Genomic DNA, 26,868 nt, shown 5'->3' with positions numbered 1-26,868 from the left:
ACGTTGATTACACTTGACCGGTGAAGGTTTTAGCAGCAATGAGTGGCGGTGTAGATTCCGCCGTGGCAGCAGCCCGCGCGGTCGAGGCAGGGCATGAGGTGGTCGGGGTTCACCTGGCCCTCAGTCGCATGCCCGGAACGCTGCGCACCGGAAGCCGCGGCTGCTGCACCGTCGAGGACTCGATGGACGCCCAGCGGGCCGCGAACATCATCGGAATCCCGTACTACGTGTGGGATTTCTCCGAGCGCTTCAAGCTCGACGTTGTCGACGATTTCATCGCCGAATACGCCGCCGGGCGAACCCCGAACCCCTGCATGCGCTGCAACGAAAAGATCAAGTTCGCCGCCCTGCTCGAAAAAGCCATCGACCTCGGGTTCGACGCCGTGTGCACGGGCCACTATGCGAGCATCGTCCTCGACGCCGACGGCAATAAGGAACTGCACAGGGCCGCGGCGTGGGCCAAGGATCAGTCCTACGTGCTCGGCGTTCTCACGGCCGATCAGGTGCAGCACTCCATGTTCCCGCTCGGGGCGACACCATCCAAGGCCGAGGTGCGTGCAGAGGCCGCGGAGCGCGGCTTCTCGGTGGCGAACAAGCCTGACTCCTACGACATCTGCTTCATCCCCGACGGTGACACCCGCGGCTGGCTCGCCGAGCGTGTGGCTCCGGCGACCGGCGATATCCTCGACCGCGAGGGCAAGAAACTTGGCGAGCACGAGGGCGCGGTGGCCTTCACCGTGGGACAGCGCAAGGGCCTTTCCATCGGCACGCCAGCGGCGGACGGGAAGCCACGCTTCGTGCTTGAGGTTCGCCCGATCACGAACACCGTCGTTGTGGGCCCGAAGGAGGCGCTCGCGGTAAAGGAAATCGCCGGGGACAGCTACACCTGGGCGGGGCTCGCTCCGCTGAACCCCGAGGTTCCCTTTGAATGCCACGTGCAGATTCGTGCCCACGCCGACCCCGTTGCTGCCGTGGCCCAAGTGGTTCGTGACGGCGAGCGCGTCGAATTCATGATCCGTCCGCACGAGCCGCTCACCGGTGTGGCGCCCGGCCAGACCGCCGTCGTGTACATGGGCACGCGGGTGCTCGGCCAGTGCACGATTGACCGCACGGTCAGCGCGGTGCCGGTTTCCGCCGTCACAGACGCTTGACGCCCGAATCGAATCATGGCGGAATTGACGCATGACTGAGCCCGTCACAGCATCGCTGCACGCCGACGAATCGTTGCCCGCTGCGGCCGATGAAGCAGCAAGTCTGACCGAACGAATCCTCGGGGCCCGGGACGCGTATTACGGTCGCAACGAGCCGGCGATCTCTGACGCCGAGTACGACGAACTCGTTCGGCGTCTCGAAGAGCTTGAACGGCTGTTTCCGGAGCTGCAGAGCCAGGACAGCCCCACCCAGACCGTGGGGGGACGCGCGGAGACGACGCTTTTCGACCCCGTTCACCATGCCGAGCGGATGCTGAGCCTCGACAACGTGTTCTCGGTACCGGAATTCCTCGAGTGGGCCGAGAAGGTCGAGCGCGATTCCGGGCGCCCGGTCCATTACCTGTGCGAGCTCAAAATCGACGGCCTCGCGATCAACCTGCGCTACGAGAACGGCGTTCTCCTGACCGCCGCCACGCGCGGCGACGGGGTGGTCGGCGAAGACGTCACCGAGAACATCGAGTTCGTGCCCGGCATCCCCAAACGTCTGGCCGGAACCGGCCATCCTGAGCTCATGGAGGTGCGCGGTGAAGTCTTCTTTCCGGTGAAGTCCTTCGCCGAGCTCAACGCCCAGCAGGTAGAGGCGGGCGAACGCGTGTTCGCCAACGCTCGCAACGCCGCAAGCGGATCGCTTCGGCAGAAGGCCGCGACCAAGACACCCGCGCAGTTGCGGCTTATGAAGGCCAGGCTCGGGCGGCTGCGTATGCTCGTGCACGGCATCGGCGCCTGGGAGCGCCCGGCCGCGAGCGAGCAGTCGGAGGTCTACGGAATTCTCGCCGGCTGGGGACTGCCCACGAGCGAATACTTCCGTGTGACTTCGAACGCCGTGGAGGCCGCGGCCTTCATCGAGTACTACGGCGAGCACCGGGCGAGTGTCTCGCACGAAATCGACGGCATTGTCATCAAGATCGACGAACTCGAGCTGCACGCCGAGCTCGGAGCGACGAACCGCGCGCCCCGCTGGGCGATCGCGTACAAGTACCCGCCGGAGCAGGTCAACACAAAGCTGCGCGATATCGTCGTGAGTGTCGGGCGCACCGGGCGGGCCACGCCGTTCGCCGTGATGGACAAGGTGCGCGTCGCCGGTTCCGAAGTGCGTCAGGCCACCCTGCACAACCAGGACGTGGTGCGTGCCAAGGGTGTTCTCATCGGCGATACCATCGTGCTGCGCAAAGCCGGGGACGTTATTCCCGAGGTGCTCGGCCCCGTGGTGGAGTTGCGCGACGGCACCGAGCGCGAATTCGTGATGCCCGTCAACTGCCCCGAGTGCGGTACGCCTCTCGCTCCCGCCAAGGAGGGGGACATTGACCTGCGCTGCCCCAATGCGCGCAGCTGCCCAGCCCAGGTGCGCGGCCGCGTCGAGCACATCGGAAGCCGGGGCGGCCTCGACATCGAAGTACTCGGAGAGGTGGCGGCGGCGGCCCTCACTCAGCCGACGGTTCCGATCGAGCCGCCCCTGCCGACAGAGGCCGGCCTCTTCGACCTCGAACTCGCCGATCTGTTGCCGATCCAGGTGATCGTGCGCGACGCCGAAACGGGCCTGCCCAAGGAAGACGACGTCGGCACGGCCAAACAGCGGATGCCTTTCCAACGCAATCCCACAGCCGCCGAGAAAAAGCGGGGGCTCACCGGCCCTCAACCGGCCGCGAGTGCGCTCAAGCTTCTCGTCGAGATTGACAAGGCGAAGACCAAGCCCCTGTGGCGCATTCTGGTGAGTCTCAACATCCGTCACGTCGGTCCCGTTGCTGCACGGGCCCTCGCCAACCACTTCGGCTCGCTCTCTGCCATCCGCGCGGCAACCCGCGAAGAGCTGGCCGAGGTCGACGGCGTCGGCGGAATCATCGCCGACGCGGTGCTGGATTGGTTCCAGGTGGACTGGCACGGTGACATCATCGAGCAGTGGACCGCTGCGGGCGTGCAATTCGAGACTCCCGGCCATCCGGGACCTGGCGCTGCCGTCGCCGCAGGGGGAGTGCTCTCCGGCCTGACAGTGGTCGCCACGGGCTCGCTCGAGGGCTTCACACGCGAGGGCGCTCAGGAAGCCATCATCGCAGCCGGCGGCAAGAGCGCGTCGAGCGTGTCGAAGAACACCGACTTCGTGGCTGCGGGCCCGGGTGCAGGCTCCAAACTCGCCAAGGCGGAGACGCTGGGCCTCCGCATCCTCGACGCCGAGGAGTTTCGCATCCTGGTGACGGAGGGTCCGGCCGGGCTCCCGCCCGTCCCCGAGCCGCCCGCCGAGTGAACCGGACGACAGTACCGGGAGGTTGTCTCAGCCCTGAGGCCAGCCGCCGCCCCGACCCATGTGCGCCGCTTGAGCGGTCGCCCGGGCGGTGGTCTGATCGTGACCGTGTTCAGGACCGTTGTGATGCGACAGGCGACGCGTCAAGCGTTCGCGGCGCAGCAGGGTGACAACGACACTTATCAGCACGGCCGCCAAAATGGCGATCAGAATTACCGTTCCCAAGTCCATCAGCAGGTCCTTCCCCTGGTTGACTTCCTCTACCAACACTGCCACACCACAGGAGAGCGTGCGGCACGTCCGATCACCGACCGGCCCGGTGCGTGTCTCGAACGACCACATGTCATCCCTGTCTGGCATCGCACTACGCCACCGACCCCGCTACCCGTGCGGTTGTGGAGCCAGTCGTGAGACCACCAGCCACGATCCACAACGTCTAGTCCTGCTGGAGTCGGCCAAGCTCCGAGCCGTGCATGTCGAGCAGGCGCAGCCATCCGTCGTCGAAGACGGCCCAACTGGCCTGGGTCACCCAATACGGCACGGGGGCACCGTCGCACGACATCAGCGTGGACACGCCGGACGTCGTCAGCAGCGCACCCGCTCCATCGGCGACCCATCGGCCCTGTCCACCGTTGCAGCCGTCGGATCCTGTCCACGTGCCATCCGCTTCGAAGACCACATGCGCATCGGTTGTGCCGCTGTCGGACTCCGGGACCCACCGTGCGGCGAGGTCTTCGGGTGAGGCAGGAGTGAGGCTGCCCGCCAGAGGAACTGGCTGTCGCAAAGCCTCCCGAGTCGCGTCTGTGATCACGGGCGGTTCGGTGTAGAAATCTGCGGCGGTCGGGATCGGATCCGGGGCACCATCGCGGGTCAGCGTCGCGAGCGTCGTGCCTTGCGGATCGTGGAGTTCCCACCCCTCACCAGCCGCACGATACCCCGAGACGGACTCGAGCCAGGGCACACGGGGCAGTGTGGTTCCGGTAGCGCACTCGCCGCTGGCACCGTACGTGGAGGCCAGGAAGAGGCTCCCCGTGGCTCGCCACGAGCCCTGAATCATGCCGCAGTCTCGCCAGAGCTGAAACTCCGGCACGTCGAGGCGCAACCAGGTGTCGACTTCCTCGTCTGCGGCGCCTGACACGCGCCAGATGTCGACCAATGCAATGGCAGCGGATTCCCTGCCGTTTCCCGAATCGGTCGGGGGCGGCGGATTCGATCTCGAATCATCCTGCTCTCCGGGTGCCGGCGCACAGGCGGCGACGACAAGCGCCAGTGCAACCGCGAGGGCCGCCATGCCGGCACCGCGGAACCTCGTCACGGCGAGACCCTCCGGCGGTCCCGAGGTGCCGCCTGCCTGAGCCCAATGCCGCCCGAGGCGTTTCCTTGTTTCGTGCCTGGTGCTTCCCCCATGAGTCTGATCATGGCCGAGCGGCAGTGCGATTGTCCAGCGAAGCCAGAGTGAGCCGGTCCAATCACCGGGGGAGCGCCCGGCTGCCTGAAGACGCTCAGCGCCCCAGTCCGTATGATGATTTCATGGTTGGGATGGCAGACAGAATCGTGCTTGACGTCACAGTCGAGGAGTGGGAAGCCTACTTGGCCGACCGGCCTGATGTGGGCGGCGTGCGACTGAAACTCCGCAAGAAGAGTTCCTCTGCGCCCGGAATGACCTGGTCGGAGGCCCTGCACGTGGCTCTCTGCTACGGGTGGATCGATGGCCAGACGAACCGCCTCGACGACGACTACACGCTCACGGGCTTCACGCCTCGCCGCAAGAACAGCCCGTGGTCGCAGATCAACCGTGAACACGCGGCGCGCCTCATCGAGGAGGGCCGCATGCGTCCAGCCGGAGTGGCGGAGATTGAACGAGCTCAAGCGGATGGCCGTTGGGACGCCGCCTATCGGCAGAAGGATGCCGTCGCTCCGCCTGACCTGCAGGAGGCTCTCGATGCCGACCCGGTGGCGGCTGCGTACGTCGCCAGCCTCACGCGCGTCGATCGGTTCCGCATCTACTTTCGTCTCGGCAGCATCAAGACGCCCTCGGTGAGGGCGGCACGAATCCGTGACGTGGTGGAGAAGGCCGCGCGCGGCGAGCAGCACTACCGCTGAACCGCGACGCCGCCGATCTGTCGCCAGGCCGAAGCGACGGTGACGTTCGCCCCGCTGTCAGGCCAGAGCCTCGACGTCGGAGAGAGCATCGTGCTCGATCCGGGCCGTGCGGAACTTCGAGAAGGCAAGCACGAGACCGGCCACGACCATCAACACGACGGCCGACCAGAGTGCCGCGCCTGCGCCCGCCGCCGTTGCCAGTGCGCCACCGAGGATCGCCCCGACCACGATCATGCCCCGATTGACCGATCGCATCGTCGCGCTCATGCGTGCCAGAAGCCGGTCGGGTGTGACCGCTTGCCGGTAGCTGACTTCGAGCGGTCCCTCGACACCCATCGCGAGCCCGAATACGAACTGTCCGACTGCCACGGCGGCCACCGCAAGCCACAGACTGGCTGGCCAGTCGGCGGGATTCGGGCCGACCGCACCGGACGAAATCGACTTACCTGCCGCCATGGTCGGCGACAGCGCTATCCCGGCGACCGCGACAGGCTGCAGCAGGCGCATACTCACCATCACTCGTCCGGTTCCGAACCGCTGATCCAATATCAGCGACAACGACAAGCCGATGACCGTTCCGACCCCCGCACAGCCGAGGATCAGGCCGAGTCCGAGAGCTCCCAGCCCCAGCTCGAGCAGAACAAGTGCGGGGAGTGCCGTGCCCAGCACGGCCGAGCCGATGAACCAGATGGGGGAACCGATTGCCAGCGGGCCGAGGCGGGGATGTCCATAGACCCAACGCAGGCCTTCGCTGATTCGAGACACGGTCGATGTTGCCGCGCGCGGGGGATGCCGGTTCGACTCGACCTGGCGCAGCGACAGCAGAACCCATCCGGAAAAGAAGTACGTGAGCGCGTCGATGAGAAGGGCGAATGGGGCTGTTATGGCGGCGATGAGCGCCCCGGCAACGGCGCTACCGCTGAGCTGCGCCGCTGTCTCGCTCTGCTGCAGTCGGAAATTCGCACGCACCAGGGTGGCCCGCGGCACCAGCTGCGGCAGAAATGACTGATGCGCGGCATCGCTGAGCAGAGCGAGCACACCGAACGCAAAAATCAGACCGACGAGCACCGGAACCGTGAGCACCCCGGCCAAAGCGAGCAGGCACACTGTCGTGAGCAGCACGCCGCGTCCGACATCGCCGACGACGAGGACAAGCCTGCGCCGAAACCGGTCGACCCACACTCCCGCGAACAGCCCGAACAGAAGATACGGTGCCCAGCGACCCGCGTTGACCATCCCCTGGTCGAGCGGCGACCCTCCGAGAGTCAGAAGCACAAGCACGGAGAGGGCGAGGGTTGTGAGGTAGCTCCCGAAATCGGAGACCGTCGACGCGAGCCAGAACCGACGAAACGGTACGTTGAGACGCAGCCCCACCATCGCATTGCCCCCTCGGCCCCGGTACGGCGCCCGCGTGAGACAATTTCAGGCGAGTTCGAGCCGAATTGACTCCATTCAACCATTCCGCGTCGGCTCGAAGCCATTCCTGAGGGCGTCACGTAGACGCCCTCACATCTGTTCGGTACGACTGGAAGGAGCAGATATTAGGCGCTCGGCAACCAGATAGAGGGAGGTGGGCTACTTTTTCTGCCCGAGTCGCCAGTATGCTGATATCGATATATATAAGTGCGGCCGGTGGGCGGCACGGAGCAGCGGCATGGGCGAGGGGATGTAACGCTGTACGACATGGTGACGGTTCTCATTTCGCTGGCCCTCGGGGGCGCGAACGAGACTCTCGGTGCGCCGGAAATCGTTTCAGTGAGCTTACAGAGCGCGTCCGGCGCCATCACCCCGGATCAGGGTGTCGACCCCCGTGCGGTTCCGCTCTGGCGCCAGGTCTCGACCGAGTCACGAGTGTCGGTGAGCGTTGACGGTGAAGTCCTCGCCGCACGTCCCGCAACCGGAATCGCCGCTCTTGACGGCCTGGCGAGGCTGACACCGGCGGAACTCGTGGCCTTTGTAGCGGCCCACCCGACACACATCGACACAATCCTGACGTCGCCGCCGGCTGCCGCTGCCGTGACCGGCTGGTGGCAGGGGCTTGACGCGGCCGCGCGGGCCGAACTCGCGACAGATGTTCCCCAGTTGGTCGGAAACCTCGATGGCGTGCCGCTCGTGGAACGCGGTCAGGCCAACCTGCGATATCTGGGGGATGCGGTCTCCTCGGCGACCAGCAAGCTGACCGAGGTGCAAGAGAGGTCGTCCCGTTCCACCCTGAACCGCGAGCTCTCGATCATGAAGCAGATTCAGCAGGCGCTTCTGCCTCCCTGTGCGGCACCGGCCCGCACCCTCGTGCTTTTGGACCTCGCCGACGGGGGGCGAGCCGCGATCGCCCTGGGCAACCCGGACACCGCAGACTTCGTGAGCTACCTCGTGCCGGGCATGAACTACGGCGTGCAGGAGCAACTCGTGAACTGGTCACACACCGCAGAGGACCTCTACGCCGAGCAGAAGAACGTGCTGCGCGAGCAGGCGGCGGCACACCACACGTCAGTTCCGAGCATCGCGACCATTGCGTGGATCGGTTACGAAACGCCAAGCCTGTTCAGCGTGGGTGGGCTCGACCGCGCTGAGGTCGGTGCCGATTTTCTCGAAGACTCGTGGAACGGTATCCGTTCGAGTCGAGGGGATAGTCAGCCCTTCCTGTCGGTGTTCGCACATTCTTACGGAACGCTGGTATCCCTCGAGGCTCTCTCACGAGGGTCTGTCGAGGTGGATGCGCTCGTGATGGTGGGGTCTCCCGGCAGCTCCGCCCAATCCATCGACAGGCTCGACGTCGCCGACGGCAACGTCTACGTGGGAGAAGCGGACTGGGATCCGGCCGTTAACAGCGGATTCTTCGGGAGTGACCCCGGTGCGACATCGTACGGGGCGCGCACGCTTGCCGTTGACGGCGGCACCGACACCGTGACCGGTCGGGAGCTCAGCAAATCGTGGGGTCACAACGACTATTTCACTGCTGGGAGCGAGTCCCTGCGCAATATGGCGCTGATCGGAACGAACAACGCGGCGCTGGTCACCAACGCCTCCGAATAGAATTAGGCATCCACGTCTATTAGCAATCGGAGTTCCATGTCTGAAATCACGGCCGAGCAGGTTGCCCACTTGGCAAGCCTTGCCCGGATCGACCTCAGCCCCGAGGAGATCACGAATCTCACCCACGACCTGGGCCAGATCGTCGCCTCCGTCGAGAAGGTGTCACAGGTCGCCACGGCTGACATCCCCGCCACGAGCCACCCCCTGCCGCTGACCAATGTCTTCCGCCCTGACGTCGTGGTGCCCTCGCTCACCATCGAGCAGGCGCTGTCGGGTGCTCCCGACCGTGACGGCGACAAGTTCCGCGTGCCCGCAATCCTGGACGGAGAGTAACCATGGCAGACCTCATCAAGCTCTCGGCCGCCGACCTCAGCACGCTGCTCGCCGACGGTTCGGTCAGCTCCGTGGAGGCCACGCGTGCCCACCTCGACCGCATCGCTGCCGTCGACACCGACCTGCATGCGTTCCTGCATGTCGCCGGCGATGCCGCCCTGGCCACGGCCGCCCGCATCGACGCGCAGCGCGCGGCCGGCGAGGCGCTCGGCCCCCTCGCCGGTGTGCCGATCGCCATCAAGGACGTGCTCGCCACGCAGGACATGCCCACCACCGCCGGGTCAAAGATTCTTGAGGGCTGGATTCCGCCCTACGACGCGACCGTCGTGGCCCGACTCCGCGCGGCCGGCCTGGTTCCCCTCGGCAAGACCAACATGGACGAGTTCGCGATGGGTTCCTCCACGGAACACTCCGCCTACGGCGTGACTCGCAACCCCTGGGACCGCGACCGGATTCCCGGCGGCTCCGGCGGCGGCTCTGCCGCGGCCGTGAGCGCCTACGAGGCACCGCTCGCCCTCGGAAGCGACACCGGGGGCTCCATTCGTCAGCCCGCAGCCGTCACCGGATCCGTCGGCGTGAAGCCCACCTACGGCGGAGTGTCCCGCTACGGCGCGATCGCCCTCGCGTCCTCGCTCGACCAGGTCGGCCCCGTGTCACGCACGGTGTATGACTCCGCGCTGCTTCACGACGTGATCGGCGGACACGACCCGCTCGACTCCACGTCGCTCTCCGACAGCTGGCCGTCCATGGCCGCTGCCGCGCGCGCGGGCCTGGCAGACGGTGCGCTCAAGGGCGTGCGCGTCGGAGTGATCAAAGAGCTTTCCGGCGACGGCTTCCAGGCCGGCGTCAGCCAGCGCTTCACCGAGACCCTTGCGCTGATGTCGGCCGCCGGCGCGGAGATCGTGGAGGTATCCGCCCCGAACTTCGAGTACGCGGTCGCCGCGTACTACCTGATCCTGCCCGCGGAGGCGTCGAGCAACCTCGCCCGCTTCGACTCGGTGCGCTTCGGCATCCGCGTTAACCCGGCCGAAGGCTCGCTCACGAGCGAGCGCGTGATGGCCGCCACTCGCGAGGCCGGATTCGGCCCCGAGGTCAAGCGCCGCATTATCCTCGGCACCTACGCCCTGAGCACCGGCTACTACGACGCGTACTACGGCAGCGCCCAGAAGGTGCGCACGCTCATCCAGCGCGACTTCGAGGCGGCCTTCGCCCAGGTCGACGTTCTCGTGTCGCCGAGCGCGCCCACCACGGCCTTCAAGTTCGGCGAGAAGCTCGACGACCCAATGGCGATGTACCTCAACGATGTGACGACCATTCCCGCCAACCTCGCGGGAGTGCCCGGTATGAGCCTGCCGATCGGCCTCGCCCCCGAGGACGGCCTGCCCGTCGGCTTGCAGATCATGGCACCGGCCAAAGCGGATGCCCGCCTCTACACTGTCGGCGCCGCCATCGAGCAGCTGCTCGAGGCGTCATGGGGCCACACCATGCTCGACCAGGCACCGGCGCTCGCGTCGAGCACCGCATTTTCAGCGATCACAGAGGGAGCCGTCTGATGAAGAAGGCCGCATTGATGGACTTCGACAAGGCCCTCGAGCTGTTCGAGCCGGTGCTCGGCTTCGAGGTGCACGTCGAGCTCAACACCAAGACCAAGATGTTCTGCGGGTGCGCCAACGAGTTCGGTTCCGGCGCCAACACGAACACCTGCCCGACCTGCCTCGGCCTGCCGGGCGGACTTCCGCAGGTGAACCAGAAGGCGATTGAATCCAGCATCCGCTTGGGCCTCGCCCTCGGCTGCGAGATCGCCGAACACTCTCGTTTCGCACGCAAGAACTACTTCTACCCCGACACCGCGAAGAACTTCCAAACGAGCCAGTACGACGACCCGATCTGCCACGACGGGTCGCTGACCATCGAACTCGAAAGCGGACGCATCGTCACGGTCGAGATCGAACGTGCGCACATGGAGGACGACGCCGGCAAGCTCACCCACAAAGGCGGGGCCACGGGCCGCATCCAGGGCGCCGACTACTCGCTCGTGGACTACAACCGCGGGGGCGTGCCGCTCGTGGAGATCGTCACGCAGATGATTGAGGGTGCCGAGCATGATGCCCCGGAAATCGGGCGTACCTACGTGGCCGCCGTGCGTGAGATCGCGAAAGCCCTTGGCGTGAGCAACGCGCGGATGGAAGAGGGCAACATCCGCTGCGACGCCAACGTGTCGCTGCGTCCGCGCGGCTCCAACCTTCTCGGCACGCGCACCGAGACGAAGAATGTCAACTCGCTGCGCTCGGTCGAGCGCGCGGTTCGCTACGAGATCCAGCGCCAGGCGGCCGTGCTTCACGCCGGCGGAACCATCACGCAAGAGACCCGCCACTGGCACGAAGACACCGGCGTCACCTCGGCAGGGCGTCCCAAGAGCGACGCGGATGACTACCGCTACTTCCCGGAGCCCGACCTCGTGCCTATGGCGCCGTCGCGCGAGTGGGTCGAAGAACTTCGACTCACCCTGCCCGAGCCTCCGGCCGCTCGCCGCAAGCGCTTGCAGGCGGCGTGGGGCTTCGCCAACCTCGAGTTCCAGGACGTCGTGAACTCGGACCTGATGGACGCCGTCGAGGCGACCGTCGCCGCCGGCGCATCCGCCCAGTCCGCGCGCAAGTGGTGGACAGGTGAAATCGCCCGTCTCGCCAACGCCGCGGGCGTCGCAGCCGATTCGCTCGTGCAGCCGGCCCAGCTCGCCGCCCTGATCGAACTCGTCGAGGCCGGAACGCTCACCGACCGCCTGGCCCGCCAGGTGCTCGAGGGGGTCATCGCCGGCGAGGGTACACCGGCCGAGGTCGTTGAGAGCCGCGGCCTGGCTGTTGTCTCCGATGATGGCGCCCTGATTGCGGCAATCGACTCGGCACTGCTGAGCCAGCCCGATGTGCTCGCCAAGATCCGCGACGGCAAGGTGCAGGCCGCCGGCGCCGTGATTGGCGCGGTCATGAAGGCCATGAAGGGCCAGGCCGACGCCGCTCGTGTGCGCGAACTCGTTCTGGAGCGCGCCGGGTCCGTCGAGCCGGTGGAATCGGGCGAATAGACATGTGGAAGAAACGCGATCCCGAGGCGGCGCCCGTGACCTTCGGCGTGGGAGTGCAGGTGATCGTTCGCCTCGATCGAACCCGTTTCCCGGAGTCTCTCGTGGAAGACCCGATTGGCGTGATCGTGGCACCGGGAGAGCTGACCGGGTCGTCGTTCTATGTGCCGACCACCGTGCGCGAAGCGGTCTGGGAAGTGGCGTTCGAGGAACCGTTCTATGGCCTCGACGGATCCGGCCCGCATGACTCCGCCAAGATACCGCAGGGCTTCCTGGAGGTGGCACCCGCGTCATGAACGATGTGGAAACGCGGCGAGAGCCGACGCCCGCGGACATCCGTCGATGGCGTCAGTACCTGGCCGACGAACTTGCCGAAGCCGCGGTCTACCGCGATCTCGCGGCTCGGCGGGCGGGCGAGGAACGCGCCATCCTGCTGAGCCTCGCCGAGGCGGAAGGCCGGCACGAGGCACACTGGCGCCGGCTGCTCGGAGACCAGGTGGGACCGAAAAAGAACGGCGCCCTGCGCACCCGAATGCTGGGTTTCCTGGCCCGCCGTTTCGGATCGGTGTTCGTGCTCGCCCTTGCCCAGCGTGCCGAATCACGCTCGCCGTACAACAAAGACCATGACGCGACCGGCGCTATGGCCGCCGATGAGAGTATCCACGAGGAGGTCGTGCGTGGGCTCGCCGCCCGCGGCCGCAAGCGCCTCTCCGGCAGTTTCCGTGCGGCCGTCTTCGGCGTCAACGATGGGCTCGTCAGCAACCTGGCCCTCGTGCTCGGAATCGGTGCCACCGGTGTTCCGGCCGCCACGATCCTGTTCACGGGCCTCGCCGGCCTGCTGGCCGGCGCGCTGTCGATGGGAGCGGGCGAATACGTCTCTGTGCGTTCGCAGCGCGAGCTGCTCGAGGCGTCGAGCCCCACGCCCACGGAGAAGAGCGTGCTCACGCGGCTCGACCTCGAGGCCAACGAGCTGACTCTGGTATACCGGGCACGGGGTATGTCGCCCGAAAAGGCCGAACTGCACGCCAAGCAGGTACTGCGCACGGCCGAGGTCGCCACGAATCCCTTCGAGGCCGCCGACACCCGCGCGGTGATGCCGACTGTCGACGAGCACGAGGCCATCGGAACCGGCATCGGGGCCGCGTCGTCGAGTTTCTGTTTCTTCGCCTCCGGTGCCCTGCTGCCCGTGCTTCCCTACCTGTTCGGCATGAGCGGCCTGCCCGCGATCGCCCTCGCGACGGTGCTCGTGGGAATCGCACTGCTGGCCACCGGAGCCGTCGTGGGTCTGCTCTCGGGCGGCCCGCCCCTTAGACGCGCGTTGCGCCAGCTCGCCATCGGACTCGCGGCAGCCGGCGTCACCTACCTGCTCGGTCTCGCCTTCGGCACGACCCTCGCGTAGGTCTGCACCGTGACATCCCTGCTAATTCGACGGAGAATTCGGCCGAAACCTGCCCGTCCGGTGCGCAACCGGTCGAAAACGATCGAAATCTCCGTCGAATCCGTGAGGGCGAGGTGACGGTCACGCTCGTGTGGGCGCAGAGCCGCAACCGCGTTATCGGCGCGGGCGGCGTGCTTCCGTGGCGGCTGCCTGAGGATCTCGCGCGCTTTCGGGCGCTTACCGCGGGCGGAGCGGTGATTATGGGGCGGAAGACGTGGGAGTCGCTTCCCGAACGGTTTCGACCGCTTCCAGGGCGGCTGAATATAGTGCTCACCCGATCCTTGGGCTGGAATTCGATGGGCACAGTCGTCGTACATGCCCTCGATGACGCTCTCGTCGCCGCCAACGGGCAGGAGATCTGGGTGATCGGGGGCAGGGAGGTCTTCGACCAGGCGCTGAACCAGGCCGACGCGCTCGAGGTGACCGAGATTAACGAGGACTTCGCGGGCGACACGACTGCCCCGAAAATCCAATCCGGATGGGTCGTCGACTACACCGACCCGCACAGTGGGTGGCGTACGTCGGAAACTGGGCTCGACTACCGCTTCCTGCGCTACACGAGGGGCGGCACCCCGGGTTAGAGTTTTTGCATGGGTAAGCAGGACGGCAGCGAGCGGCAGGTCACGACCACACCGGTCGACGACTCCACAGCCACGATCCTGCACATCGACCTTGATGCGTTCTTCGTGTCCGTCGAGCTACTCGACCACCCGGAATTCGCCAACCAGCCTGTGATCGTCGGGCACCGCTCCGGGCGGTCCGTGGTGACGGCCGCCAATTACATCGCCCGCCGCTACGGCGTGAACTCGGCCATGCCGATGGCGCTTGCCCTGCGCAAGTGTCCGGCGGCAGTGGTACTCGAGCCGCACATGAGCGCCTACAAGCACTATTCCGATCTCGTCATGAGCATCTTCGACGATGTGACCCCGCTTGTGGAGCGGCTGGGCATCGACGAGGCCTTCCTCGACGTGGCGGGTGCGCGTCGGTTGCACGGTTCGCCGGCGGACATTGGGGAGCAGATCCGAGCCCGGGTTTTCGCCGAAACGGGCCTGGTGTGTTCGGTGGGTGCCGCGTCCACGAAGTTCATCGCCAAACTGGCATCCGGCCTGGCCAAACCCAACGGCCTGCTCGTCGTGCCAGCGGAACACACTCTCGCCTTCTTGCATCCGCTCCCCGTGAAGGCCATGTGGGGCGTGGGGGCCACGACAGAGGAGGCACTCGTACGACTGGGCCTGCGCACGATCGGCGACATCGCCCAGACCCCACTGCCGGTGCTGCAGAGGGCCCTCGGTGAGGCCTCCGGGCGCAAGTTGCACGATCTGTCCTGGGCGCGTGACCCGCGCTCGGTCACAATCGAGCGCGAGGAGAAGAGCGTCGGGCACGAGGTCACCTTCGAACATGATGTGACGGATGCTGCGGCGTTGCGCAGCGAACTGCTGCGACAGTCCCATGCCGTGGCCGTGCGCCTTCGACAGGGTGGCCTCGTGGGCCGTCGCGTGGTGCTCAAGCTGCGTTACACGGATTTCAGCACCGTCACCCGATCTCGCACACTCGCAGAATCGACGAACGTGGGTCGGCGCATCTACGACGAGGCGGTTGCCGCGTTCGAGGTTCTCGCCGCACAGGGGATCCGCGTTCGGTTGATCGGTGTGCGCATGGAGCAACTCTCCGACGCCAACAGTCAGGGCCTCGCGCTCTGGGACCCCGACGAAGACTGGCGCGGCGCTGAGCTCGCCGTCGATACCGTGACGGCCAGGTTCGGCCGGGGCATGGTGGGCCCGGCCTCGCTGATCAAGCCTGCGCTCGAAAAGTGATCAGCGTGAACAGTGATGAGAGGGTAGCCTGATCGCATGACTAGCCTCCCCGAAAAGCTCGCAGACACGTTCCGTTCCGCCGGTGTCAAGGCGGCCTATGGGGATCCGGTGCAGATCGACGGTGTGACCCTGATTCCGGTGGCCCTCGCCTGGTATGGCTTCGGCGGCGGAGACGCCGGCGATCAGGGTTCCGGTGGTGGCGGGGGTGGGGCCTCCCTGCCGATCGGCGCCTACGTGAAGTCGGCCGGCACAGCTCGTTTCGAGCCGAACGTGATTGCACTTCTGGCTGTGGCGGTGCCGTTCATCCTCGTCTCGGGCCGGGCACTCTCCCACCTCATTCGCGCCCTCAAGAAGTAGGCCGCGAGCGGGGTCACCCGCGAGCGCGCAACCAGCGTGGCCGACGGAGGCGCCAGTTTCGGGGCCAATGCCACGGTCCGTGCACCGGGAGACCCTGGGCTATTCGGCGACGGCGCATCAGAGACGCACGCAGCAGGACGAGCATGAGCGCGGCCGCGCCGAGCACGACAAGCATGCTCATGACCAAGACCCCATTCCGTGAGTCTAAGCGCTGAGCTAGACTGAGGGCGAACACGGGAGTCCGGTGAACCGGGCTGAGAGGAAGCTGTAGAGCTTCGACCGTCGAACCTGATGCGGATCATGCCGACGCAGGGAGACTTCTCGTACCCGTGCCCCACACCTGCACGCGTCCTCGCACGCGTGCATCCACGGAAAGGGCACGACCTATGCACGCAACACCCACCCTCCTGGGCTCGAAAACATCCGCGCCTCGCACGCCCCGCAACTTTCGGTGGCGCGTCGTTGACATCGTCGTGGCAAGCGTCATCGGCGTGGCCTGCGGCGTCATCTTCTGGGCTTGGGGCCTCGCCTGGTCGCCGCTCAGCGCACTGCTCGCGTTCACGCCCGGCCTTGAGGGGATTCTGGCCGGCGGCTGGCTGTTCGCCGGGGTGCTGGGCGGACTCGTCATCCGCAAGCCGGGAGCGGCCCTCTACACCGAGGTGATTGCCGCAGTCGTCTCGATGCTGATCGGAACTCAGTGGGGATTCTCCGCGCTGATCTGGGGTGTGGTACAAGGCCTTGGAGCCGAGCTCGTGCTGGCCCTGTTCCTCTATGCCAACTTCCGGCTCGGAGTCGCACTGCTCACCGGTGCCGGTGCCGGAATCGCGGTCGGCCTGCTCGACACAACGTTTTCGAGCGCCGCAGCACTCGACTTCGGACCCAAGGCTGTCTACTTTGTCTCGGCTGTAGTCTCCGGCACGGTGCTCGCGGGACTGCTGTCCTGGCTGGCCGTGCGCGGACTCGCACGAACCGGCGCTCTCAGCCGCTTTGCCAGCGGGCGAAATGCGCAGTCCGCCGCCGCAGCAGCCCAGTAACAGCGGATGCCCGCACACATTACCGAATCAGGCCGACTCGTCCCGGCGCACATCATAGCGCGCGGGTGGGGCTGGCGGCACGCAGGACGCAGCCGACCTGCCGTGTCAGCGCTCGACCTCGATATCGCCCCGGGGGAGCGCGTGCTCCTGCTCGGCCCGAGCGGCGCCGGCAAGAGCACCCTCATGCACGCCCTCGCCGGCGTTCTCGGCGACGAGGAAGACGGCGACTCCAGTGGTGAGCTGCTCATCGACGGGCGACGAGCAGCGGATGCCCGCGGCCGCGTCGGTCTCGTGCTGCAGGACCCGGATTCCCAGGTCGTGCTCGCCCGCATCGGCGACGACGTGGCGTTCGGCTGCGAGAACCTCGCCGTGCCCCGGGGGGAGATCTGGCCCCGGGTGCGCGCGGCCCTCGCCGCCGTGGGCCTCGACCTGCCGCTTGACCATCCCACATCCGCTCTCAGTGGCGGGCAGAAGCAGCGGCTGGCGCTGGCCGGCGTTCTCGCCATGGCGCCCGGACTGTTGCTTCTCGATGAGCCGACCGCCAACCTGGATCCGTCAGGCGTGATCGAGGTGCGCGACGCCGTGGTGCGCGGGCTCGACAGGTCGGGAGCAACTCTCGTGGTGATCGAGCATCGGGTGGCAGTGTGGCAGCACGTGGTCGACAGGGTGATCGTGCTCGACCCTGCAGGGGGCGTGCTCGCCGACGGGCCGACGGAACAGGTGCTCGCCCAGGAAGGCGAGCGGCTCTCCCGTGCGGGCGTGTGGGTGCCGCACGTGGCGCTGCGGGCACCCGCTCGCGCGGCGAGACCGGCGACGTCGACGCCCGAGCTGTTGCTGCGAGCCCGCGGACTTGCGGTTGGCCGTATCCCGTTCGCGCGGCGTAAAGCCTCGGTCGTCGCGAGCGACCTGACCCTTGACCTTCATGCCGGCCGGGCCACCGCTGTCACTGGACCGAACGGCGCCGGGAAATCCACCCTCGCCCTCACGCTCGCCGGTTTGCTCGCACCCGCCGGCGGTGAGCTGAGCGCCGACGATAGCCTGGCCCAGGGAATCGGCACCGAGCCCTTTAGGTGGAAGTCCAGGCAACTGCTCACCCGTATTGGCACCGTGTTTCAGGACCCCGAGCACCAATTTCTTGCGGCAACCGTGCGGGACGACCTGCTGATCGGGCCGCGCGCGTTGGGCATCGGCGCCGCCGAGCAGGGGGCGCGGGTGGACGAGCTGATGCAACGGCTGCGGCTCGACCACCTCGCCGAGGCCAACCCGTTCACCCTCTCCGGCGGAGAAAAGCGACGCCTGTCGGTGGCGACTGTTTTGGCCACCCGGCCGCGTATTCTCGTGCTCGACGAGCCCACGTTCGGCCAGGACTCCCGTACCTGGCAAGAACTCGTGCTGCTGCTCGCCGAACTGCTCGATGAGGGAACTGCGCTCGTGGCTGTGACGCACGACGAACAGTTCGTCGAAGTGCTCGCCGACGTTAACTACGTGCTCGGGGCTACCACGGCGGGCAGCCTGGTGACAGCCTGATGAGCTTACTCACTCCCGCGATCCGTCCGAGCGCGGTCGCACGCTTGAATCCGGTGGCGAAACTGGCTGTCGCCCTGATCGTGAGTTGTGCCTTGCTCCTCTCGATCGACTGGATTTCGGCCGGAGTGGCACTTGTTCTCGAGGCCATCCTCCTGTTTTGGTGCGGCCTGAGCGCGCGGCAGTTCTGGCTGCGCACGGCGCCGGTGTGGATCGCGGCACCGATGGCATCCGTCACAACGGTGCTCTATGGCCAGGATTCGGGTGCGACCCTGTGGCAGTTCGGCTTCGTCAGCGTGACCGACGGTTCGCTGGCCCTTGGACTGGCGATCGGACTGCGCGTGCTGGCCATCGGTCTGCCGGGGATCGTTCTCCTGGCCACGACCGACCCCACTGACCTCGCCGACGGCCTCGCTCAGGTGCTGAAGTTGCCGGCGCGATTCGTGCTCGGCGGCCTGGCCGGCCTGCGACTCGTGGGGATGTTCATCGAGGACTGGCATTCCCTCACACTCGCACGGCGCGCCCGCGGCGTGGGCGACGGTGGGGGAGTCGCCGGGGCGTTTCGCCGCTTCATCGGTCCGGCCTTCGCGCTGCTGGTGATCTCGGTGCGGCGGGGCAGCAAGCTGGCCACGGCGATGGAGGCCCGCGGATTCGGTTCGAACGAGCCCCGCACCTGGGCTCGGGTATCGGTTTTCGGTGCCGCCGACGCTGCGCTGGTCGGCCTTGGGTTTCTGATCGCGGGCACGGCCATCGCGGTCGCGGTGTGGGCGGGAACGTGGAGCTTTGTCCTCGCCTGATCTGCTGGCGCCCGTGCTGCGACGAATCGCGGCCGCACCCACAAACTCCGTTGTACTCATCGACGGCCCGAGCGGCGCGGGGAAGAGCACGCTCGCCGACGCCGTGCGGCGAGACTGGCCGACAACGCGCGCACCGTCTCTGGTGCGTCTTGACGACATCTATCCCGGCTGGCAGGGGCTGCAGGCCGCGATCACACACCTGCGTACCCAGGTTCTCGTGCCCCGCAGCCTCGGCTTGCCCGCGGCCTGGCAGCGTTTCGACTGGGCCACCGAGCAACCTGCGGAGTGGACATCCGTTGACCGTGACCGGCCCCTGATCGTGGAGGGCTGCGGCTCCCTGTTTGCTGGAGCGGAGGCGCTCAGCGACGTTCGTGTGTGGCTCGATGCCGACGACGCGCTGCGCAAGCACCGCGCCCTCACCCGTGACGGCGAGCTGTTTCGGGCGCACTGGGACCAGTGGCAATCCGACTGGGCCGAGTACTGCCTTCGCGAGGTCCCGCAATCGCGCGCCACGATTCGGCTGAAGGCGCGCTGAGCGCGAGGTTTAGCCGCGGGAATCGATCAGGGCCGTGATGAGCGGGATCGGGTGAGTCAGGCGCCAGCCCGGCCCTGGGGCGCTGATCGTGCTGTCCAGCTCGAGAGCGGATGACGCCTCACCGGCGGTTCCCGTAACGGCGATGCGGCCCACGACCTTGCCTTCACGTCCGCTGACAACGGGGTCGAGGGTGATATCAGGTTCGGTCGGCGTGGCGGCCTGCCAGGCGTAACGGGTCTTGGACACGCCCACAACTCCCGCAGCCGATGGGCCCCAGGCGGTGTCGAACCTCACGTATTTGTCGCCCTGCTTGAGGACGGGGAGGTCGCCCACTCCGTCACGTGCGCTGGCCATCAGGGCCAGCAGATCAGCATCAAGCGTGTCGTAGTCCGGCTCGCCCACGATCGCGCCAGAGAAGGCGAAGGTTTGGTCCCCGTCCACGATCCGGGCGGTGAACAGGAAACAGACACCCGCGGCATCCGTGTAGCTGCGGGAAATACCCGTGATGCCCTCTTCCGGCAGGTACGCCGTGGTGTTGTCCACACCGCGTCGGCCGGCGAGAGCGGATGCCGGATTCTCGAGAATCTCGGAGATCACCGGGCTTCCGGCGGCCAAGCCGGCGACGGTGGCAAGATCTGCGCCTGTGCCGACGCTCGCATCGTCGAGGCCTGTCGCGTCGGCGACACTGGTGTCTTCGAAACCCTGCTTCGTGAGCCAGGTGTTGGCGGCCGTCACATACGCATCGACCGACCCGAAGGCCCAGCGGGCGATCGTGTCGGCGTGGTTGTTGCTCGAGCCGAGCAGCATCGCCTGCAGCAGCTCCTGCTCGCTCCACACTTCTCCCTGGAAAACCGTCACGGCACGCGCACCGTTCGCGGTGTAGTCGAGATAGCCCTGATAGTCAGCCGTCGTGAGCGTGACAGCGGGCCCGGCTTCACCGGCGGCGAGAGGCTTGGCGTCCAGCACGACGAGGGCCGTGATGACCTTGGCGATGGAGGCGAGGGGCAGCGGTTCGGCGCTTCCACCGGTAGCAATGGGCGGCAGCGCTGCGGTCGGCGCTTCAATGGTGCCGGAATCGTTCACCGTCAGCGCCGCGACGGCACTCGTGCCCGCCACGGGAAGCGCCGGCGGGCTCACGTTTGCTTCGGCGGCGGGTGGGGGAAGCAGCGTCACCGTGGCCGCGGGAAGGGGGCCGAGCAGTGTGGCGGGCCCGTAGACGCCGACCGCGAGAATGGCCACGGTTCCGAGCAGCACGCCGATGAATCTGCCTGGACGAAATCTGCTCATGCGCCAAGGCTAACCCGCAGGTGTCTAACCCCAGCCGAGTTCGTGCAGCCTGTCGTCGTCAATGCCGTAGAAGTGCGCGATCTCGTGCACCAGGGTGACGTGTATCTGGTCGCGCAGCTCGTCCATGTCTTCGCAGATCGCCAGCAGCGGTTCCCGGTACACCACGATCCGGTCGGGCATCTCGCCGAATCCGTACTGACCGCGTTCGGTGAGGGCGACTCCGTCGTAGAGGCCGAGAATATCGAGCGTGCCGTCTTCGGGCCGGTCCTCGACTACGAAGATCACATTGTCGAGGCCGTCGACCATATCGTCCGGCAGGAGATCGAGCTCGTCCACCACGAGACGTTCGAATTCGGACGCGTCGAGCTGCAGCATCCGCCTCGAACCGCTCAGAAGCACAGCTTCTTCTAAAACATTGGGGTGAGTAACGGGGATTGAACCCGCGACCTCCTGGACCACAACCAGGCGCTCTGCCAACTGAGCTATACCCACCATGCGTCCCTTCCTCTTGCGAAGAAGGGCAACTCATGAATTCTATTACACCTGAGCGCCGAAGTTTTGCACAACGTCCTCAGATTGGGTTTTTGCCTCGTCGCTGGAGGGTCCAGGATCGGCTACAAACACGGTTTGACGGTAGTACGCGAGCTCGCGAATGGATTCGAGAATATCTGCGAGGGCGCGGTGTCCGCCGTCTTTTGTCGGCGCGTTGAAGTACACACGGGGGTACCAGCGGCGTGCCAGCTCCTTGATCGACGAGACATCTACGTTGCGATAGTGCAGGTGCTTGTCGAGCCGCGGCATGTAGCGCGTGAGAAAAGCCCGGTCCGTTCCGATGGAGTTTCCGGCGAGCGGAGCCTTCTGGTCTTCGGGAATGAATTTCAGAATGTATTCGATCACCTGGAACTCGGCCTCGGCCGCGCTCACGCCGTTCGGGATCTCCTCGATCAGGCCCGACGTGGTGTGCATGTTGCGCACGAAGTCGCCCATGTTCTCCAAAGCGGATGCGTCGGGCTTGATAATGATGTCGAGACCCGGATCCAGAACGTTCAAGTCGTAATCGGTGATGACGACGGCGATTTCGACCAATTCGTCTGTGTCCAGGTCGAGACCGGTCATTTCACAGTCGATCCAAACCAGCCGGTCCTTGCTTTTTATCATGGGACAAGTCTAACCGCGCACCCGAATGCGCCGGCCAAAGCTCGTAAACTGACGGGGGCAGGCATGGTCTTGCCCAATTTGCAGGAGGCGTAATTTCATGCAGTTCACGTTTTTTTCGGCGGCATTTTGCGAGCCGTGTGCTCAGACCCGCGCTGTGCTGGCCGAAGCCCATCGTCTGCTGCCCAATGCCACCGTGATCGAACTCGATGTGGCTGCCCACGGCGACGAGGCCGAGGCGAGTCAGATTCGCAACACACCGACGGTGATCATCTCCAAGGAGGACGGCACCGAGGTCTTTCGAGCCGCCGGCGTTCCGTCCCTCGCCCAAGTGCTCGTTGCGGCCGCCAAGGCGCTGTGACACCGGACGGCCGCCGACTGCGGTAATCTTGAACGTTCCTGCCCCCGTAGCTCAGTGGATAGAGCAGCGGCCTTCTAATCCGCTTGTCGTTGGTTCGATTCCAACCGGGGGCACCAGACTCCACGCCCATCGCAGAGTGCGGCTCACTCTGTCGAATCCAGGCGCACGAGAACCTCGTTGTGCTTGAGAAATCCGGGCTTCCAGGGTGGATCAAAGCGAGCGAAGTACGGCGTGCCGCGGGGCGAAAGCCCTTCTCGCCGAACGGCGATGAGTAGACGAGAGGCACGCTCCCTGACTCGTTTTTCCTTCCAGCCGCCGGAGAATGCCTGGACGGCGGCCTCGTGGGGCGCTACCCGCGTGATCGTGACAGTGCCGTCCCGAGGGAGCGGAACTGTGGCTTCGTCCACTCCATCCGGTAGGACGAAGCTCACGACTTGGGAGGTGGCCCCCTTCTCCTCCTGAATCACCGGCGCCGTCATGGAGTACTTTGTCGACGTCGCATTGTCGCCCGTAATGAAGCGGAAGAGCGGACGGAACCCGAGGTTCGCGCCGGTGGCGAAATTGCTTTCGATTGCGGCCTGCACCAGCACATATTTGGGATAGTGGCGAAGTTCGAAGTCGGGGTATATGCGAATGACCGTGAACGGCTGTTGTTGTGTCATGAGCGGAGTGTAGCCCTGCAGAGGCCCAGCCGACCAGCGCGCGACGCGCGAGGGGAACAGGGGCCGCGCGGTAGTGCCCTGCTTTGGTAGATTGAAATATGCGAGAACTTCAGGCGCGAATCATCGCGGAGCTCCACGTCTCATCCACCATTGACCCGGCCTCCGAAATTCGCCGGCGGGTCACTTTTCTCAAGGACTACCTCCTGTCCTCCGGTGCACGGGGACTCGTACTCGGTATCAGCGGGGGACAGGATTCCTCTCTGGCCGGTCGGCTGTGCAGCCTGGCCGTCGCGGAGCTGGCAGCCGAAGGGCGCGATGCCTCGTTCATGGCCGTTCGGTTGCCGTATGCCGTGCAACGTGACGAAGAGGATGCTCAGTTGGCTCTGGAGTTCATCCAGCCGACATCCGCTGTGACCTTCAACATCGAGCAGGCCGTCGTCGGTTTCGAGCAGGAATACGCGCGCAGCACGGGTGGCTCTATGTCTGACTTCAACAAGGGCAACGTGAAAGCTCGGTCCCGCATGATTGCGCAGTTCGCGCTCGCCGGACAGAACGGATTGCTCGTCGTGGGCACGGACCACGCCGCCGAGGCCGTCACGGGCTTTTTCACGAAATACGGCGACGGCGGAGCCGACGTGCTTCCGCTTTCGGGGCTGACAAAGCGTCAGGGCAGGGCGCTCCTAGTCGAGCTCAGCGCTCCGGAGCACCTGTATCTCAAGCTGCCGACAGCAGATCTGCTCGATCACAACCCCGGCCAGACCGACGAGGCAAATCTCGGTCTCACCTACGAGGCCATCGACGACTTCCTCGAGGGCAAGAACGTCGCGTCCGCGACCGCCGAGGCCATCGAGGCTCGGTACTTCGCCACTGAGCACAAACGCCGCGTGCCACCGTCGCTCTTCGATGACTGGTGGCACGCGACGTCTCTGGTTCGCTGAATCGAGCACATGAGCGCTGGTCGGGACCGTGATTCGTCTCGCGTGGTTTCGTCCGGCGGTCTCGCTGCTCGAGGCGCGATGAAGCCGGGCTAGGCCGTGGGCGCCTGTGTGGGGCGGCTCATCGGGTCGGGGCGCACGGCGAGTGCGTCAACATCGTCGAGCAAGCGCTGCGTCTCCGTCGAGGCCGCGCCAGTCGGCGGTGTGTAGGCCGCGGTGGGAACTCCGGTCGAGCCGTCGCTCAGCGGTGCCGCGGTGATCGGTTCGTAGCCACGGGACTTCGGCGTGGCAGCTGACGAGGTGTACTGGTCATGGTGCTGCTGCGCCACCCAAGCATCCTGCTCGGCGAGCAGGCTCTTATCGGAGTGCGAATTCTGCAGAATCCATCGGTCCAGATCGCCCTGGAAGATCTTGCGTGCACGCGCCGGCCGCTTCTGCCAGTCGATCAGACGGTCGCGAAACTCGAGGAGCGCTGGCTCGAGTTGGTAACCGAAGGTGGCGGACGTGCGCTTGAGTTCGGCGAGCTGATGAGCCGACCAATTTGCGGCAACCCCGGAACCCTTCACGGGCAGCAGACGTACCTGGATGTCGGCCTGCCCCACGGCGCGGTCGCTCATGACCTGTTCCTGCGGTGTCAGCGAATTCCAGACAGATGCCTCCGTTGCGGCATCAACGAGCGTCGCGATGGCGGCCGTGCGGATCTCGCGGTCGCGCTGGTCAAGCATCCGTCGAAGGGTCGCGCGAAAGATCAGCGCGGTGATCACGCTTGCCGCGACGATCGAGAGAAGGAACACCAAGGCGCTGAAAACAACGGGCTCGGTGCTAACGGCCGTGAGCCAGGTAACGAACTTATTCCACAATTCCATGAGCCGCACTTTACCTGCGCAAGATCACGATTCTGTGCAAGGCTTCGGCGTGCCTTCTCACATGGCAAATATTCTCGACAGTGAACCCGCTTAGCACCGGAAGCAGTCTGCCGCGTCGTCCATGCGGCAGAACACGCCGAGGTCCACCATTCGGGATGCGAAAACCAGGCGTCGCGCCGCGAAACGGTCGCCGTCGGCATCCGACTGGCGTTCGATGTGACCGAGAATCGTGCCCGACCGGTTGGCGACCCTCCAGAGGCCTGCCTTCACGGGAACGAGGCTCAGGCCGCGAACGGTCGCCGTTGCAACCGAGGCAAGAACGGGTTCGAACATGGTGTCCTCCAAGAGTCAGCCGCCCGCGAGTGGTACAGCTGACTCTACGAAGGGGCACTGACACTGGACCGACGCGACTCAGAGGGAGGTGCCGTGCACGGCGTGCGGCTCGATGGCCGCGATCTCCTCTGCGCTGAGGTCCGGTGCCCCGAGGGCCGCCACGTTCTGCTCGAGCTGCCACACACTGCTCGCACCGACGAGCACGCTCGTCACCTGGCTCTGACGCAGAATCCAGGTGACGGCCAGCTGGGCCAACGTCTGGTTGCGGGCCGTTGCGATGTCGGTGAGGGCACGCACCCGACCCAGGTACGTCTCGGAAAGCGCCTTCTCGGAGAGGAAGCGGCTCGTGGCGATGCGGGAGCCGGCGGGAACCGATCCGTCCAGGTAGCGGTCGGTGAGCAGCCCTTGAGCGAGCGGGGAGAAGACAATGCTGCCCACGCCGAGTTCGTCGAGTACTGGAAACAGGCCGTCTTCGATGTGACGGTCGAACATTGAATAGCGCGGCTGGTGGATCAACAGCGGCACACCGTGCTCCGCGAGCGCGGCGGCCGCAGCCCGAGTTTGCGCCGGGTCGTAGTTGGAGATGCCAGCGTACAGGGCCTTTCCCTGTTTGACGGCCGTGGCGAGTGCACCCATGGTCTCCTCGATGGGGGTGTTCGGATCGGGGCGGTGCGAGTAGAAGATATCGACGTAGTCCACGCCGAGACGGCCGAGGCTCGCGTTCAGGGAGGACAGCATGTACTTGCGGGAGCCCCACTCGCCGTAGGGACCCTCCCACATGTCATAGCCAGCCTTGCTCGAAATGACCATCTCGTCGCGGTGAGCGCGGAAGTCCTGGGCGAAGATCCGGCCGAAATTCGTTTCGGCAGCACCGGGGGGAGGCCCGTAGTTGTTGGCCAGGTCGAAGTGAGTGATGCCCAGATCGAAGGCGCGGCGCACGATGGAGCGTTGGGTGTCGACCGGGCGTTCGTGGCCGAAATTGTGCCACAGCCCCAGTGAAATGCTGGGCAGTTTCAGCCCGCTCCGCCCTGTTCGGCGGTACGGCATGGCGGAGTATCGGTTTTCAGCGGCGACAAAGCTCATGGAGTTACTCTAGGTGCGTGCAAACTTTTGTGATCGCTGGTGGGTGTTTCTGGTGTCTCGACGCTGTGTATCGGGTTCTACGCGGAGTGAGCAGCGTGGTATCGGGGTATACGGGCGGCGCAACGGCCCACCCGAGCTACGAGGCCGTCTGCACGGGGCGAACCGGACACGCTGAAGCCGTGGCCGTGACATTCGACCCCGAGGTCATCCCGGCAAGCGTCATCCTCGACGTGTTCTTCACCCTGCACGACCCGACCCAGCTGAACCGCCAGGGAAACGACACGGGCACCCAGTACCGTTCGGCCATGTTCTACGCGGACACCGAGCAGAAGCAGCTCTTCGAAACCGCCCGGACGCGCGCCACGGAGTGGTGGGGGAGCGGCATCGTCACGACCATCGAGCCTCTCGGGGTGTACCACGACGCCGAGGACTACCACCAGGACTTCTTCACCAAGAACCCCGGCCAGGGCTACTGCATGGCCGTCGCCGTGCCGAAGGTCAACAAGATTCGCAAGTCCTACGCCGAGTACATCATCGGTTAGTCCTCCACGACCCCTCGCGAGCGCGGTTGTCCACCAAAACGGATGCCCGTGGGCAGGTTCTGTCTGCCGGGGGCACACTCGGTGTGTGCGACCCGGGGTGACCAGATCGGCACGAGCAGTTCACCCCGGGTCGTAGCACCTGACGGCACCTCCACG

Annotated in this window: 30 protein-coding genes and 2 tRNA genes; 20 read left to right on the top strand and 12 right to left on the bottom strand. The window is 65.9% G+C overall.

The features are described from left to right. The first annotated feature begins 20 nt into the window (after positions 1-20). Together mnmA and ligA are read left to right on the top strand one after the other, a co-directional pair. Positions 21-1,151 (top strand): tRNA 2-thiouridine(34) synthase MnmA, encoded by a 1,131-nt coding sequence (gene mnmA / locus BJ997_RS10415; RefSeq protein ID WP_268871382.1) that lies wholly within the window; start codon positions 21-23, stop codon positions 1,149-1,151. Positions 1,152-1,182: 31 nt separating this feature from the next. After that, a complete protein-coding gene (gene ligA, locus BJ997_RS10410) occupies positions 1,183-3,450 on the top strand; it encodes an NAD-dependent DNA ligase LigA (RefSeq protein WP_183323436.1) in 2,268 nt (755 codons plus the stop codon). 27 nt (positions 3,451-3,477) lie between these two features. Here the strand turns inward: ligA and BJ997_RS10405 are convergent, their stop codons facing one another. Next, positions 3,478-3,789, bottom strand: a complete 312-nt coding sequence (locus BJ997_RS10405; protein ID WP_152602190.1) for a hypothetical protein — start codon at positions 3,787-3,789, stop codon at positions 3,478-3,480. Between the two features lie 94 nt (positions 3,790-3,883). After that, the gene (locus BJ997_RS10400) at positions 3,884-4,762 is read right to left on the bottom strand and encodes an META domain-containing protein (protein WP_152602191.1); all 879 of its coding nucleotides are present in this window, start codon (positions 4,760-4,762) and stop codon (positions 3,884-3,886) included. Between the two features lie 215 nt (positions 4,763-4,977). On the opposite strand from BJ997_RS10400, the gene BJ997_RS10395 reads away from it, so the two are divergent. Beyond that, positions 4,978-5,550 carry a YdeI/OmpD-associated family protein gene (locus BJ997_RS10395; RefSeq protein WP_035836765.1) on the top strand — a complete coding sequence of 191 codons (573 nt, stop codon included), beginning with the start codon at positions 4,978-4,980 and terminating at the stop codon, positions 5,548-5,550. 57 nt (positions 5,551-5,607) lie between these two features. Here BJ997_RS10395 and BJ997_RS10390 read toward each other — a convergent pair whose 3' ends face one another. After that, complete coding sequence (locus BJ997_RS10390; RefSeq protein WP_183323434.1) at positions 5,608-6,927, bottom strand: MFS transporter; 1,320 nt, start codon at positions 6,925-6,927, stop codon at positions 5,608-5,610. A gap of 306 nt (positions 6,928-7,233) precedes the next feature. Here BJ997_RS10390 and BJ997_RS10385 point away from each other — a divergent pair, with 306 nt between their 5' ends. From BJ997_RS10385 to BJ997_RS10345, 9 genes are all read left to right on the top strand, one after another. After that, positions 7,234-8,583, top strand: coding sequence for an alpha/beta hydrolase (locus BJ997_RS10385; protein WP_052542264.1), 1,350 nt, complete (start codon positions 7,234-7,236; stop codon positions 8,581-8,583). A gap of 36 nt (positions 8,584-8,619) precedes the next feature. Next, on the top strand, positions 8,620-8,916 hold the full coding sequence (gene gatC, locus BJ997_RS10380) for an Asp-tRNA(Asn)/Glu-tRNA(Gln) amidotransferase subunit GatC (protein WP_035836766.1): 297 nt from the start codon (positions 8,620-8,622) through the stop codon (positions 8,914-8,916). A gap of 2 nt (positions 8,917-8,918) precedes the next feature. After that, the gene (gene gatA, locus BJ997_RS10375; RefSeq protein WP_035836767.1) at positions 8,919-10,469 is read left to right on the top strand and encodes an Asp-tRNA(Asn)/Glu-tRNA(Gln) amidotransferase subunit GatA; all 1,551 of its coding nucleotides are present in this window, start codon (positions 8,919-8,921) and stop codon (positions 10,467-10,469) included. Next, positions 10,469-11,992, top strand: a complete 1,524-nt coding sequence (gatB, locus tag BJ997_RS10370; protein WP_035836768.1) for an Asp-tRNA(Asn)/Glu-tRNA(Gln) amidotransferase subunit GatB — start codon at positions 10,469-10,471, stop codon at positions 11,990-11,992. Before gatA ends, gatB begins: the two co-directional genes overlap by 1 nt. 2 nt (positions 11,993-11,994) lie before the next feature. Next, on the top strand, positions 11,995-12,285 hold the full coding sequence (locus tag BJ997_RS10365) for a hypothetical protein (protein ID WP_035836769.1): 291 nt from the start codon (positions 11,995-11,997) through the stop codon (positions 12,283-12,285). Next, positions 12,282-13,388 carry a VIT1/CCC1 transporter family protein gene (locus BJ997_RS10360; protein WP_035836770.1) on the top strand — a complete coding sequence of 369 codons (1,107 nt, stop codon included), beginning with the start codon at positions 12,282-12,284 and terminating at the stop codon, positions 13,386-13,388. The genes BJ997_RS10365 and BJ997_RS10360 overlap by 4 nt, the downstream gene beginning before the upstream one ends. A 113-nt stretch (positions 13,389-13,501) precedes the next feature. Next, positions 13,502-14,008, top strand: a complete 507-nt coding sequence (locus tag BJ997_RS10355) for a dihydrofolate reductase (RefSeq protein WP_035836771.1) — start codon at positions 13,502-13,504, stop codon at positions 14,006-14,008. A gap of 9 nt (positions 14,009-14,017) precedes the next feature. Next, positions 14,018-15,241: a DNA polymerase IV gene (gene dinB / locus BJ997_RS10350; protein ID WP_035836772.1), complete on the top strand. Its 1,224-nt coding sequence runs from the start codon at positions 14,018-14,020 to the stop codon at positions 15,239-15,241. 36 nt (positions 15,242-15,277) lie between these two features. Beyond that, positions 15,278-15,598, top strand: coding sequence for a hypothetical protein (locus BJ997_RS10345; RefSeq protein ID WP_035836773.1), 321 nt, complete (start codon positions 15,278-15,280; stop codon positions 15,596-15,598). Positions 15,599-15,611: 13 nt separating this feature from the next. On the opposite strand, the gene BJ997_RS10340 is transcribed toward BJ997_RS10345, so the two are convergent. After that, on the bottom strand, positions 15,612-15,779 hold the full coding sequence (locus tag BJ997_RS10340) for a hypothetical protein (RefSeq protein ID WP_160175875.1): 168 nt from the start codon (positions 15,777-15,779) through the stop codon (positions 15,612-15,614). Between the two features lie 205 nt (positions 15,780-15,984). On the opposite strand from BJ997_RS10340, the gene BJ997_RS10335 reads away from it, so the two are divergent. From BJ997_RS10335 to BJ997_RS10320, 4 genes are read left to right on the top strand one after another with little or no spacing between them, the layout of a single operon-like run. After that, positions 15,985-16,632: an ECF transporter S component gene (locus BJ997_RS10335; RefSeq protein WP_035836774.1), complete on the top strand. Its 648-nt coding sequence runs from the start codon at positions 15,985-15,987 to the stop codon at positions 16,630-16,632. A gap of 6 nt (positions 16,633-16,638) precedes the next feature. Next, positions 16,639-18,159 (top strand): ABC transporter ATP-binding protein, encoded by a 1,521-nt coding sequence (locus tag BJ997_RS10330; RefSeq protein WP_084141227.1) that lies wholly within the window; start codon positions 16,639-16,641, stop codon positions 18,157-18,159. After that, positions 18,159-18,953 (top strand): energy-coupling factor transporter transmembrane component T family protein, encoded by a 795-nt coding sequence (locus BJ997_RS10325; RefSeq protein WP_035836776.1) that lies wholly within the window; start codon positions 18,159-18,161, stop codon positions 18,951-18,953. Before BJ997_RS10330 ends, BJ997_RS10325 begins: the two co-directional genes overlap by 1 nt. Beyond that, positions 18,940-19,488, top strand: a complete 549-nt coding sequence (locus BJ997_RS10320) for a nucleoside/nucleotide kinase family protein (RefSeq protein WP_052542265.1) — start codon at positions 18,940-18,942, stop codon at positions 19,486-19,488. The genes BJ997_RS10325 and BJ997_RS10320 overlap by 14 nt, the downstream gene beginning before the upstream one ends. Before the next feature lie 9 nt (positions 19,489-19,497). On the opposite strand, the gene BJ997_RS10315 is transcribed toward BJ997_RS10320, so the two are convergent. The 4 genes from BJ997_RS10315 to orn all read right to left on the bottom strand — a co-directional run bounded on the left by BJ997_RS10315 (position 19,498) and on the right by orn (position 21,933). Beyond that, on the bottom strand, positions 19,498-20,775 hold the full coding sequence (locus BJ997_RS10315; RefSeq protein ID WP_035836777.1) for a D-alanyl-D-alanine carboxypeptidase family protein: 1,278 nt from the start codon (positions 20,773-20,775) through the stop codon (positions 19,498-19,500). A 24-nt stretch (positions 20,776-20,799) separates the two neighbouring features. Further along, entirely contained in the window at positions 20,800-21,174 is a 375-nt protein-coding gene (locus BJ997_RS10310; protein ID WP_152602193.1) for a metallopeptidase family protein, read from the bottom strand. A 17-nt stretch (positions 21,175-21,191) separates the two neighbouring features. Beyond that, positions 21,192-21,267 (bottom strand) — tRNA-His (locus BJ997_RS10305). A 45-nt stretch (positions 21,268-21,312) separates the two neighbouring features. After that, a complete protein-coding gene (gene orn / locus BJ997_RS10300; protein ID WP_035836779.1) occupies positions 21,313-21,933 on the bottom strand; it encodes an oligoribonuclease in 621 nt (206 codons plus the stop codon). A 97-nt stretch (positions 21,934-22,030) separates the two neighbouring features. On the opposite strand from orn, the gene BJ997_RS10295 reads away from it, so the two are divergent. Together BJ997_RS10295 and BJ997_RS10290 are read left to right on the top strand one after the other, a co-directional pair. Continuing rightward, positions 22,031-22,291 carry a thioredoxin family protein gene (locus BJ997_RS10295; protein ID WP_052542266.1) on the top strand — a complete coding sequence of 87 codons (261 nt, stop codon included), beginning with the start codon at positions 22,031-22,033 and terminating at the stop codon, positions 22,289-22,291. Between the two features lie 40 nt (positions 22,292-22,331). Further along, positions 22,332-22,407, top strand: a tRNA-Arg gene (locus BJ997_RS10290). Positions 22,408-22,434: 27 nt separating this feature from the next. Here BJ997_RS10290 and BJ997_RS10285 read toward each other — a convergent pair. Further along, a complete protein-coding gene (locus tag BJ997_RS10285; protein WP_035836781.1) occupies positions 22,435-22,953 on the bottom strand; it encodes an SOUL family heme-binding protein in 519 nt (172 codons plus the stop codon). 98 nt (positions 22,954-23,051) lie between these two features. Between BJ997_RS10285 and nadE the strand changes: the two genes are divergently transcribed. Further along, positions 23,052-23,891, top strand: coding sequence for an ammonia-dependent NAD(+) synthetase (gene nadE / locus BJ997_RS10280; protein WP_035836782.1), 840 nt, complete (start codon positions 23,052-23,054; stop codon positions 23,889-23,891). A gap of 89 nt (positions 23,892-23,980) precedes the next feature. Here the strand turns inward: nadE and BJ997_RS10275 are convergent, their stop codons facing one another. The 3 genes from BJ997_RS10275 to BJ997_RS10265 form a co-directional block, all read right to left on the bottom strand. Beyond that, on the bottom strand, positions 23,981-24,754 hold the full coding sequence (locus tag BJ997_RS10275; protein WP_152602194.1) for a hypothetical protein: 774 nt from the start codon (positions 24,752-24,754) through the stop codon (positions 23,981-23,983). A gap of 90 nt (positions 24,755-24,844) precedes the next feature. Continuing rightward, the gene (locus tag BJ997_RS10270; protein ID WP_035836783.1) at positions 24,845-25,087 is read right to left on the bottom strand and encodes a hypothetical protein; all 243 of its coding nucleotides are present in this window, start codon (positions 25,085-25,087) and stop codon (positions 24,845-24,847) included. 78 nt (positions 25,088-25,165) lie between these two features. Next, complete coding sequence (locus tag BJ997_RS10265; protein WP_035836784.1) at positions 25,166-26,170, bottom strand: aldo/keto reductase; 1,005 nt, start codon at positions 26,168-26,170, stop codon at positions 25,166-25,168. 17 nt (positions 26,171-26,187) lie between these two features. On the opposite strand from BJ997_RS10265, the gene msrA reads away from it, so the two are divergent. Next, entirely contained in the window at positions 26,188-26,712 is a 525-nt protein-coding gene (gene msrA / locus BJ997_RS10260) for a peptide-methionine (S)-S-oxide reductase MsrA (protein ID WP_035836785.1), read from the top strand. Positions 26,713-26,868 lie beyond the last annotated feature (156 nt).

This window comes from Cryobacterium roopkundense (assembly GCF_014200405.1).
GTDB lineage: Bacteria > Actinomycetota > Actinomycetes > Actinomycetales > Microbacteriaceae > Cryobacterium > Cryobacterium roopkundense.
This window is presented reverse-complemented; position numbering and strand designations above follow the sequence as displayed.